We start from the raw sequence: 11,188 nt of genomic DNA, 5'->3' as shown, positions 1-11,188 counted from the left end.
GAACCTGCAGAATTTCAGCGAAATATGCGAATGGTCTGTTAGGTTGAGAGCATTGATGCCAGATCGGGTTCGATGGGAAGTTGGCACAACTGGTAGAGAAAACCAGCAAGGGCAGATTCCCCTAGTTTTTCAGCATCCTCCGCGCAGCGAAGTACGTGAACAGTCTCTGTGTACCAGAGCGCCGGGACGGTAGCGTATGCCGAATCAAATGAGTCGAGCACCATATCGGCGTAAGTCCGGTCGGCTATTGAACCGTCTTGCAAGGCCCAACGAATAGTAACGGACGCATCCAGAATGAATCTACCGCCCATTAGCGCCGCCCCTGCAGGCGCATTTCGGAAAATTGTTCTTGATTGATCGTTGCGCCGCCGGTTCGCATGGCCTTGATGGCAACTATTGCGCCACGAGTCAGATGCGCGGCATGATGAACACTGGGAACCAGATCAGCAACAGGTTCACCACGATTCGTTATGGTGATTCGTTCGCCCTGCTGCACTTGCTTGATGAGGTCAGCCAGCTTTGTTTTTGCCTCATAAATACCGTATTCGCGCATGATTACCCTTTCCAAAACGTTTAAAGTCTAGTCTAGCAACTAGACCAACTTCCTGCAATGACATCATCCCGGCAAACAACAAGGAGAAAGAAATACGCATGAGTCGAATTTGCCCACAATGCGCAGCTGAAATGAAGTGGGAAGAATCGCGCACTTGTTGACGCTGACCGAAAACTGACCCACGTAGAGGGTTAATGCCGATCCAAAACTGACCCAGGTGTTCTACTTGCCCTGCCTAATTTTTAGGCAGGAGATAAAGGGTGATCACCATGGAAATGTTCGGCAAGATTCGACGGATGTATTTACGCGACAAGTTGTCGCTGCACGAAATAACGAAGCGCACGGGTTTATCGCGCAACACGATACGCAGATGGCTGCGAACACCCGAGGAGGCGGCTACGCCGACGTACCAGCGGCGTGAGATGCCTGGCAAATTGACGGCATTCCACGAGGCGCTGGAGCAGGCGCTCAAAGCCGATGCCCACGGCACAAAGCAGAACCGGCGTACGGCCAAGGCGCTGTTTGCGCAAATCAAGGAAGACGGCTATGTCGGTGGCTACAGCCAAGTCACCGATTTCATCCGGAACTGGCGTGGGCGCGCAGGCAAGACCCCACACGCCTTTGTGCCACTGAAGTTCGATTTGGGCGAGGCATTCCAGTTTGACTGGAGCGAAGAAGGTTTGGTGATCGGGGGCCTCTACCGGCGCATGCAGGTGTCGCACCTCAAACTGTGCGCCAGTCGCGCCTTTTGGTTGGTTGCCTACCCGAGCCAAGGCCATGAAATGCTGTTCGATGCCCACACCCGTTCCTTCACCGCGCTGGGTGGCATACCCCGGCGCGGCATCTACGACAACATGAAGACGGCGGTCGACAAGGTCGACAAGGTCAACAAGGGCAAGGGCCGCGTCGTCAATGCGCGCTTTGCCGTGATGTGCGCGCACTACCTGTTTGACGCCGACTTCTGCAACGTCGCCTCCGGCTGGGAGAAAACTGTACGAGCACACCAGCGTGATCATCACTCCGCATTCAATCTGAGCTTCTCGGAATGGTCCAGCGTTTTTGGCGACGCCAAGATGACTACGGCGCTACTGGATCGGCTCACCCATCACTGCCATATCGTGGAGACGGGCAATGAGTCGTATCGCTTCCAGCACAGCAGCATGGCGGCGAAATCGCGGATCAAGTCGCGGGAACAGAAACGCAAGGGAGGGGAAGCCGCTCCGCCAGACGATCCGTTCTGAGCGGCCGCGTGGGGAAATCCGCTACGGGCTACGCCCTTCGCTCCTTTCCCCACGCATTTCTACCGCATTGGACGGCAGAAAAGGAGAACTTCAAAAACCAGCGATTTGATACACTTTTCCACAGCTGCTGATTCAAAACGCAGCGACCGCTCCTGGGTCAATATTCAACTGGCAGAGTGGGTCAATATTCAACCGGCGCGAACATGTACCATCTCAACTTGGGCTACGGACGATAGAGGGATTGCATCAACCGAAAAAGCTCAGTTGTTCACCTCTGCGGTGAGTTTAGGATCAAGACTCATTATTTCACGCCAAGTTCGAACGGAACTTTGCAGGTTGGCCTCGGCAATGGCCGATCAAAAATAATTGAAAATCCCCCTTGCAAATGTTCGAATATGTGCGATACTGTTCTAATACAGAACACAAACAAACGCAACCGATCATAACCAAACATCCCCAATAAAGCCCCCCATGCTGAATTGTTCTGCAAATGTTCCGTTCCCGCCCTGTGCATCACGAAGAGGGAATCACCATGGCTAATCTTTTGGCCGAACACCGTCTGGAACTGATCATGTCGGCCGTGTCGACGCGTGGAGAGTGCCGCACGCGGCAACTCGCAGAGCAGTTCCAGATGTCCGAAATGACCTTGCGTCGCGATCTGGCGGAACTGGAAACGCGCGGGCTGCTGCGCCGGGTGCATGGTGGTGCGGTGATGCTCAATCGCGATGTGGAGTTCACCCAGCGTCTGGAGTTGGGGCAGTTGGAAAAGCAGTTGATCGGAGCTGCCGCGGCCCAGTTGTTGAAAAGCGGACAAACGGTCTATCTCGACGCCGGTACCACCTCCTTCGAAATGGCACGGGCAATTTGCCTCGGGCTACCCCAGGTCACCCATCTGAACATTGTTACTCACGGCATCAACATCGCCACCGAACTGGCCGGAAAAACCCCTTACCACCTGCAGTTGATCGGTGGCGAGATCTACCAGAATGCACTCAGTACGGTTGGCCCGGTTGCACTAGGGCAAATCGGCGAACTGAACCTCGATGTCTTCTTCATGGGCGCCGGCGGTGTCGATACAACGCAGGGCTGGAGCAATTCCAATCATGTCGAGGCCGTGATCAAGCGCGCGATCATCACCCGCAGCAAAAGCGTTTTCGCCATCTGCGACAGTGCCAAATGGGGGCAGCAATCCTTCGCGCCTATCGTTCCGTTTGCCGGCGTCACGTACTGGATCGTCGATCGCGGCCTGGCAGCGGATGGCGTCGCGGCGGCCAAGGCGGCCGGGATGGCGCTGACCTACGCCGATTGACCCTTAAAACCTTAGTTCCTCACCGCAAAGGCGCAAAGGGCGCAAAGTTCCGCAAAGAAAATCAACAGCTTGGCTGTTGTCGTACCTGTCAATGCCTATCACCCAAAAGGAGGGTTGAGAAAATGATGCAATCCCTTGTTTTCTTTGCGATCTTCGCGCCTTTGCGCCTTTGCGGTGAGGTTTTTAGGTTGACTTTGAACAAACGTAATTGAGCGAAACACACTTCTGACACCGTATCCGCCCGCACTGCCGGCACTTCGGAACAAGGGCGACAAGAGGAGACTAATGATGATCAAGCTGACCCAGGGAACCATCCGCCTCAACGTCCAGGCCCTCGACAAGACCGAGGCGATCCGTATTGCCGGCAGCCTGCTGGTGGATAGCGGCAACATGCAATCGGGCTACATCGACAGCATGTTGCTGCGCGAGAAAGTGGCCAATACATATCTTGGCAACGGTATCGCCATCCCGCACGGCTTGCCGAAGGATCGCGAACTGATCATCAAGACCGGTATTTCGGTCACCCAGTTCCCCGCTGGCGTGCAGTGGAATCAGGGCGAAACGGTGTACCTGGTGGTGGCCATCGCCGCCCGTTCCGACGAGCACATCGAACTGCTGGCCAACCTGACCGACGTGCTCGACGACCCGGAAACGGTGCAGCGCCTGGCCAAAACCACCGAACCGCAAGACATCATCGAGCGCCTCACCCAGTCGCGGGATGACGGAACCGCACCCGCTCCCGCAGAGAGCGATTTCGAGAAATGGGTCGATGTCTCGCTGACCGGCCCGGCCGGACTTCACGCCCGGCCAGCCACCGCTTTTGTCGAGATCGTCAAGCAGTTCCAGTCTGAGGTCCGGGTACGTCATGGCAGCAAGGTAGCCAATGGCAAGAGCCTGGTCTCGCTGGTGAAGCTGGGCGCCGACAAGCAAGCCTGCATCCGCATCATGGCGCGCGGCGTCGATGAGGACAGCGCAATCGAAACGCTGGTGGCGGCAGTGAAACACGGGTTGGAAGAGGAGGAAGAATCGACGCAAAAGGCAAGCTTCGCTGGTCCGGCCCTAGTTTTTGAGGCGCGTTCTATCGCCGGTATCGCCGCCTCGCCCGGCTTGGCAATCGGGCCGCTACGACGTTTCCGTCGGGGAAAGATCGTCGTCGCCGCAACGGCTAGCGATGCAACACACGAGCAAACGCGACTGCGTCAGGCCATCGCCGCCGCCAAACTGCAACTGCGCGAATTACATGACGAGGTCAAGGCCCGTTGCGGGGCCGCCCGGGCTGCCATTTTCCGCGCCCATGAGGAATTCCTCGACGACCCCGATCTGATCGATGCCACGGAAGGCTCATCCTGGCCGGACACAGTGCAGGCTGGGCCTGGCGCCAGAGCGTGGAAGAACGGGCCAAGGAAGTGTCGGCCCTGAACGATGCCCTGCTCAAGGAACGGGCCGTCGATCTCCAGGATGTAGGACGCCGGGTTTTGCGCCTGCTGGCTGACACACTGGAGGAGGAACCGGGCTCATTCGAGACGCCGGTCATCCTGGTGGCCGAGGATCTTTCGCCATCGGATACCGCCCGACTCGACCCGGCGATGATCATCGGCATCTGCACCGCGGGCGGCGGGCCTACTTCGCACACGGCCATCATCGCCCGCTCACTGGATATTCCGGCCATCGTCGGCGCCGGACCGGCGCTGATGCATCAGGCCGACGACACCCTGTGCATTCTCGATGGCGATTCCGGAAACCTCTACCTGAAGCCGATCTGGCGCTTGCCCGCCAGGCGCAACACGAATGGCAGGCGCTGCGCGAGGCGGAACGTCTGGCTTGTTACCAGCCGGCGATTCCCACCGACGGCCAGCGTATCGAGGTGGTGGCAAACATCGGCGGTGCGGTCGAGGCCGAACAGGCTGTCATTGCTGGTGCCGAGGGGATTGGCCTGCTGCGCAGCGAATTCCTCTTCCTGCAACGCGCCGATCCGCCCTGCGAAGAGGAACAGTTCGAGGTTTACAGCGCCATGACGCGCGCCCTCAACGGCCTGCCGCTGATCATTCGCACCCTGGATATTGGCGGCGACAAGGAAGTGCCGTATCTGTGCCTGCCGGCCGAACAGAATCCGTTCCTCGGCGTGCGCGGCATCCGTCTGTGCCTGGCCCGGCCGGACCTGTTCAAGCCCCAGTTGCGCGCCATCTACCGCGCCTCGGCGACCGGCCCGGTGAAGATCATGTTCCCGATGATCGCCACGGTGGAAGAACTGCTCGACGCCCGCGCCATCGCCGAGGAAGTACGTCTTGAGCTTGGCGCTGAACCGGTTGATATCGGCATCATGGTCGAAGTGCCGTCGGCGGTGCTGATGGCGCCGGAACTGGCAGTACATGCCGATTTCTTCTCGGTCGGTACCAACGACCTGACCCAGTACGTGCTGGCCATGGACCGCCTGCATCCCAGTCTGGCCCGCCAGGCCGACGCCCTGCACCCGGCGGTGCTGCGCATGATCGACATGACGGCGAAAGCGGCCAAGGCGGCCGGAAAGTGGGTCGGCGTGTGCGGCGGCATGGCCGGAGACCCGAAGGGGGCGGCGATTCTCGCCGGTCTCGGCGTAACCGAACTGAGCATGAGCATCCCGAGCGTGGCCGCGATCAAGGCCCGACTGCGGACCCAGTCATTTGCCGACATGCAGGCGCTGGCCAAACGTGCCCTGGCCTGCAAGAACGCCGCCGAAGTGCGCGCGCTTTAACCGCCCCTCTCCCCCAGCCCCTCTCCCGCAGGCGGGAGAGGGGAGCAGCGAGAGTCGCTGCGCGACTTTTACAACATTGGAGAAATCAGCATGAGTCAATTAATAACCAGCGAATTCCCGGGCATCGCCACGGTGACCCTGAATCCCGCCATCGACCAGAGCGTGTCGGTTCCTGACTTCGCCGCCGGGACGGTCAACAGGGTGCTCTGGGAGCAATCCGACCCAGGCGGCAAGGGCGTTAATGTGGCCTCGTTTCTTGCCGACCTCGGCTTTCGCGTCGCCGTCACCGGCTTGCTTGGGCTCGACAACGCCAACGTCTTCGAGCAGCTTTTCGCCAGCAAGGGCATGACCGACGCCTTCGTGCGCATTCCGGGCACGACGCGGGTCAACGTCAAAATCATCGACGAGGTGTGCCAGGGCATCACCGACATCAACTTTCCCGGCCCGGCCGCCACGCCTGAACATTTGGTCAAACTGGGGCGGGGAATCAATACCTTGCTCGCCGACCACGACTGGTTCGTACTCTCTGGCAGCGCACCGGCCGGCGTGCCGGTCGATTACTACGCCGACCTCACACGCCAGCTCAAGGCAGCGGGCAAGAAAGTGGTGCTGGACAGTAGCGGCGATCCGCTGCGCCACGGCATCGTCGCCGCGCCGTGGGCGATCAAACCGAACATCGCCGAACTTGAAGAACTGGTCGGTGCGCAATTGCCCGATCAGGTTTCGGTGATCAATGCGGCCCGCCAGTTGCTGGATCAGGGCCTGGGCTGCGTGGTGGTGTCGATGGGCCGAGAGGGCGCGCTGTTCGTCACTGGCGATCAGTGCCTTCTGGCCATCCCCCCCGAGGTCGAAGTCAAAAGCACCGTCGGGGCAGGGGATGCCATGGTGGCGGGTTTCGTCTCCGGCAACCTGCGTGGCCTGCCACTGGCGGATTGTGCCCGCCTGGCCACCGCCAGCGCCCTGGGTGCTTTGACCCAACTCGGGCCAAGGCTGCCGTCTGCGCAAATCGTCGAGTCATTGATGGCACGAGTCACGGTTCGTGATCTGGCTGACTCAAGGCAGTGACGTAATGTTTACACCCACCGCAGAGGCGCAAAGGGGCAAAGGGGCAAAGGGAACGTAAGGGAAACTCCTTCTTCTCAATGCTTTTCTTTGCGAAACCTTTGCCCCTTTGCGCCTCTGCGGTGGATTTTTGAAATTGATCAAACGCTCGATACCCAAGCGAGTTCGCTCAAACCCAACGCAGCAACCAAATAACGCAGGAGACAGACAAATGGCAAAGATCATCGCAGTAACCTCGTGCCCGACCGGCATCGCGCATACCTTCATGGCCGCCGAGGCCCTGAAGAAGGCGGCAGCCGGTCAAGGCTACGAAATCAAGGTGGAAACCCAGGGCTCGGTGGGCGCCAAGAACACCCTCACGGCGGAGGAGGTCGCCTCCTAGCACTACCTAGCATTTGCAGTGCTTACAGGCGAGCTTTTTTAAAAACCCATCATTCAGCCCACCAATTCTGTATGCGCTTGACTGATTAGCCATGACACGAAAAACCGGACTAAATGCTGGCCTATTTTGTGACTGTCACTTAAATCATGGAGTGCCTGAACGCATTTTTGCGTTTAATCGGGAAACGGTCTTTATCGTGCGTACGATATTCCGCGTTGAGGCTCCAAAACTTTGCTCACACCCACAGAGCAACCATCGGGGAGCACCATCAAATAACCGGCCCTACCGACTCGGAAAACTCCGCCCGTTTCCAAGCTTGGAAACCTTGCCCGCCCTACGGACTCAAGAAAGTCAGCCATTTTCCAAGCATCGCCCTCAGCAACTGGCACAGCCTGCCCCACGGCTTGCACAGTCTCCCCTCAAGATTAGGCAGCCAGATAAGCGAGGTTTCTCGCACATCTTCCGGTCTCATTCATTTCAAGGACACCCCCCGAATTTTAGGGGCGTCTCCTCCCGGTCGCACCAAAGAAAAACCGCCAGACAAGGCGGCCTGGTTTCGTGATTGTCACGCATTACCCGATCCGTTTTAATTCGTCGCGTTGTTCCCGTAGCAGATTCGACAGTTCCCGCAGTTGCGCCCTGAACCCGCCCTTGTAGGCATTCTGCGATACAGTCGTTCTACCTTTTGCCGACTTCGGCCCGGTCGATTGCGCCCACGGTTTCCAGCGCCTGATTGCCGCCGATTGTTGCGCCCGTCGCTGGGGTGTCCAAGTAGTTGCCATGCTGTGCCTCCAATACTTTGTTTCGCGGAATTTCTTTTTCTTGCGTGCGCGGTGCTGCCGTGCCGTTGTTGACCTGCATCGGCCCGGTTGTCACGTTGGCTTGCCGCGCAAAGACCACAGGTGGATTCTTGATCGCCGCCAGCGTTTCCAGTGTTGCCCTACTTTGGCTTTGCGCTTTCAACGCCATTTTCAGGAAGGCTTCAAAAGTGCTGAGTTGATCTTGACCCGCCGCCCGTTGCGCGAGGTTGACGAAGATGCTTTCCAAAGCCACGGCCTGCCCCAGCAGCATACTTTCGACTCGCACCATGTTCCCGTCGCGCACATCCTTCATGGAGTCAATGAGTGGTTCTATGAAGTCGCCACAATTTAACCCGGTTGATTTAGTGAACGTCGATACCACAAGTGCCGCGCCGATTTCAGGCTGCATCATAAATTCGGCCTTGGCTGACCTTGCTTCTTGCTCTTTGTCGGTGCCAAGAATAGAAGGCGTTTTGTTTTTCGTTGTCATCAGATTTTTCTTTCTTTTTGCTCAAGAAGTGCGGTTTTTCACGGTAACTTTCTCAGCCAGAATTCCGGCCCAGCGCAACATCAAGTAGGTCATCACGGCCTCTGGCTCAATAACCACGCGGTCGCCATCGTCGCAGTCTCGCTGCCGCCGTGCTTGTCCGGGTGCGCCAGTCGAATCAATTTTGCCAGCATGCCAATAGGCCAAAGGATTCCCGGATTGAGGAGCTTAGTCATGTCGTTGAATCCTTCGGAACGGTCAAGCTGCGATTTAAGGTATCGGCCATTCGCCCTTGAGGTTTTCAGCTTGCGCTTCAGCGATTCGATTTCTTGATGCTGGCTTACCATCGCGGCAAACATGGCCTGGACCTGGAGATCATCTTTCGGCATGACAGGCTTTACCCGGTTTGGTGTTTCGTCATCGGGGATCATGGCTTTCCCTTTTCGTGGAACGCTTCGCACCTATGCGGATTTTCAAGCCATAGCGCCCCGGCCCGATAACCTTTCTGCGCCGATAGCGCCCCGCCCGGACAAGCCACTTTGCAGGAGCTGGAGTAGGACAGGTTCGCGCATTGCCGACAGGTGCGCCGATCATCATCAATGACAGGTATCAGGCCACGCTCCAGCACAATAGCCCGGTAGCACTCCATCGCCAGATCAACATCAGCCATCGCCGCGTCAAGTGCCTCGTTGCGGTCGCCCTCCGAGTCATTCTGATAGACGTACTGAACCAGTTTCCGCAGTTGCTCCGCTTCGTCCGGGTTTGGTATCCGCCGCATGGATTCCTTACCGGCAGGAACCGCTGCTACCGCGCCCTGAGAACTGGCCATCGCCTCGCCATGAGAAACCATCGTGGAGAATGATCGTGTTACCGGGTCACGGCCTGGGTAGTGAATTAGCCAGCGAAAATGAACAGCGTTGTCGACGTCGACCACTGTGCCGTTCTCGGCCTTTTTTATTTGAAAAGTCGCTGGAGAGGAGCCTACAAAACCTACACTACTGGCAAAAGGGGGGTTTTGTAGGTTTTGTAGGTTAGGCGTAAGCGTGTTTTCAGATATTTTCAGCGCGGAAAGATAGCGACTCATTTCAGTCGCCCCTCAAAGTTTTGGGGTTAATCAAGTAGGACGTCGACGGCCTCCCCCCCTTGTTGCTCGGTGCTATTTCTACCCTTCGGATATGTGACAGGTCGCAAAGCATATTTGCCGCTGAATGAACTGCTTCCGGCGTGCCAAGGTGTGACCACCCTTTGAGATAAACATCACGGGGAGCAAAACCACCCTCTACCGCGCCGCCCTTGATTTTGGCGAGCAATGCCGTTGCGCCATCCGTTGCAGGCCGGGTGCCAGCCGCATACGCCCTTTGAGCGTGCGTTTCCAGATACTCAATCCACGCCAGCGCCCGGAGCAATGAATCGTTGCTGACTTCGCTTTCGCCATCAGCCAGCGAGCAAACCAGCGCGATTGCAGGAACCACCTTGCGGTACTTGGACAGGTGCGATTCCATCGCCGGATGATGGTCGCCGGATCGTAGCGTTCCCTCTAATTCTTGCCGCCATTCTTCAAACAGGGATTGAGCATCATCCGAAAAACGATACTCAACTGGCGCTTGCTTGCCGGTTTCCGCATCTGTCCCCGGCATCAGCGCGTCAAGTCGTTCAAAGGCTTCAAACGCTGTGCGCTTGGCGACTGTGTCCGGCCATCGGTCAACGTTGCGCCACTCCCCCACCACGTCAGGCCAGACCAACAGGCCGAAACGCTGCAACAAGCCGTCATCACCTGCGCCGCCCTCAATAGCGTCACGGATGTACGCCTGAAGTTTGCCTGGTTGAATACCTCCAAGCATGGATAGACAGACCGCCTCTATCTGGCGATTTCTGCCCCGACCTAGACGGTCAACGATGTAGCCCTGGTTTCCGTCATAGGCTTGAAGGTAGAAAGCCCTCGATCCCTCCTGCCCCGGCTTATCGAGTGACCGCAAAAGACCATTTAGCTCATCCCGGTAAGCGAGCGTTCCCCACGGATTCTCGATCAGGATTTCCTGTAGCGCCTCTACCGTTGAATCTGTGACTTTGAAGCGCCGCAGTGCAGGGGTGTCGATAGCATCAGCATCGGCGGCATCCATCAGCAGTTGCTCGGCCTCGTTGATCCTGCCTTTAGCCACCATCTTTTGTGCGTTAGCTTCTGTCGACTTGCCGCCCATTTCTTTCAGCTTGGCCTTGATCTCATGGTCACGCATTAACTCGGCATGCAGATCATTTGCAATGGCGGACAGACGATCAAGCGGTTTCATCACTTCGGACAATGCCGGAGATTTCATCACCCCCGGCCTGCCGACGATTGCGCCCCAAAGGTTCGGGATTGCCAGCCAGTCATCTCGTCTTTTTGGCCTTAACCCGGCCTTGCGCCCGATCACAGACGACAGCGCCACCATTGCGCCCACCGCAGGGAAGTCAGGCGGACATTGCATACGCTCTGCAATATCAGATACCCATGATCTAAGTGCCACCGGCAACAGCGAGTTATCGAACGGCATCACCGGCAACAATGAACAGGGGATGTCTTGCGGTTCCGGCCAGCCGTTGCCGTCGCCCGTAGCTGCGTTGCCGCTTATTGGCAATGGCTTTG

General features: G+C 57.7%; 10 protein-coding genes and 2 pseudogenes. 7 read left to right on the top strand and 5 right to left on the bottom strand.

The genetic code is table 11. The annotated features are described in order from the left end of the window. Nucleotides 1-310 precede the first annotated feature (310 nt). Nucleotides 311-553, bottom strand: a complete 243-nt coding sequence (locus tag ACOYNV_RS22525; protein ID WP_422902051.1) for a type II toxin-antitoxin system Phd/YefM family antitoxin — start codon at nucleotides 551-553, stop codon at nucleotides 311-313. A gap of 269 nt (nucleotides 554-822) precedes the next feature. Between ACOYNV_RS22525 and istA the strand changes: the two are divergent. The 7 genes and pseudogenes from istA to ACOYNV_RS22490 all read left to right on the top strand — a co-directional run. Further along, a pseudogene (istA, locus tag ACOYNV_RS22520) lies at nucleotides 823-1,668 on the top strand (IS21 family transposase); the annotation flags it as partial. Between the two features lie 658 nt (nucleotides 1,669-2,326). Then, nucleotides 2,327-3,103 (top strand): DeoR/GlpR family DNA-binding transcription regulator, encoded by a 777-nt coding sequence (locus tag ACOYNV_RS22515; RefSeq protein WP_422902050.1) that lies wholly within the window; start codon nucleotides 2,327-2,329, stop codon nucleotides 3,101-3,103. A gap of 285 nt (nucleotides 3,104-3,388) precedes the next feature. Further along, nucleotides 3,389-4,522, top strand: a complete 1,134-nt coding sequence (locus ACOYNV_RS22510; RefSeq protein ID WP_422902049.1) for an HPr family phosphocarrier protein — start codon at nucleotides 3,389-3,391, stop codon at nucleotides 4,520-4,522. Next, a pseudogene (locus ACOYNV_RS22505) lies at nucleotides 4,489-4,830 on the top strand (PEP-utilizing enzyme); the annotation flags it as partial. The gene ACOYNV_RS22510 and the pseudogene ACOYNV_RS22505, both read left to right, overlap by 34 nt. Beyond that, a complete protein-coding gene (gene ptsP / locus ACOYNV_RS22500) occupies nucleotides 4,818-5,834 on the top strand; it encodes a phosphoenolpyruvate--protein phosphotransferase (RefSeq protein WP_422902048.1) in 1,017 nt (338 codons plus the stop codon). The pseudogene ACOYNV_RS22505 and the gene ptsP, both read left to right, overlap by 13 nt. A gap of 90 nt (nucleotides 5,835-5,924) precedes the next feature. After that, a complete protein-coding gene (gene pfkB / locus ACOYNV_RS22495) occupies nucleotides 5,925-6,899 on the top strand; it encodes a 1-phosphofructokinase (RefSeq protein WP_422902047.1) in 975 nt (324 codons plus the stop codon). A gap of 208 nt (nucleotides 6,900-7,107) precedes the next feature. After that, nucleotides 7,108-7,278, top strand: a complete 171-nt coding sequence (locus tag ACOYNV_RS22490; RefSeq protein WP_422902046.1) for a PTS fructose transporter subunit IIB — start codon at nucleotides 7,108-7,110, stop codon at nucleotides 7,276-7,278. Nucleotides 7,279-7,956: 678 nt separating this feature from the next. Here the strand turns inward: ACOYNV_RS22490 and ACOYNV_RS22485 are convergent. From ACOYNV_RS22485 to ACOYNV_RS22470, 4 genes are all read right to left on the bottom strand, one after another. After that, on the bottom strand, nucleotides 7,957-8,568 hold the full coding sequence (locus ACOYNV_RS22485) for a hypothetical protein (RefSeq protein ID WP_422902045.1): 612 nt from the start codon (nucleotides 8,566-8,568) through the stop codon (nucleotides 7,957-7,959). A gap of 92 nt (nucleotides 8,569-8,660) precedes the next feature. Further along, nucleotides 8,661-8,996 carry a hypothetical protein gene (locus ACOYNV_RS22480; protein WP_422902044.1) on the bottom strand — a complete coding sequence of 112 codons (336 nt, stop codon included), beginning with the start codon at nucleotides 8,994-8,996 and terminating at the stop codon, nucleotides 8,661-8,663. Beyond that, the gene (locus tag ACOYNV_RS22475; RefSeq protein ID WP_422902043.1) at nucleotides 8,993-9,394 is read right to left on the bottom strand and encodes a hypothetical protein; all 402 of its coding nucleotides are present in this window, start codon (nucleotides 9,392-9,394) and stop codon (nucleotides 8,993-8,995) included. The genes ACOYNV_RS22480 and ACOYNV_RS22475 overlap by 4 nt, the downstream gene beginning before the upstream one ends. A 256-nt stretch (nucleotides 9,395-9,650) precedes the next feature. Further along, the coding region (locus tag ACOYNV_RS22470) for a YfjI family protein (RefSeq protein WP_422902042.1) at nucleotides 9,651-11,188 on the bottom strand (1,538 nt) is incomplete at its 5' end.

This window comes from Propionivibrio sp., from assembly GCF_049316945.1.
Lineage (GTDB): Bacteria > Pseudomonadota > Gammaproteobacteria > Burkholderiales > Rhodocyclaceae > Propionivibrio.
Note: the sequence above shows the minus strand (reverse complement) of the source record. Positions and strands in the feature narration are given on the sequence as shown.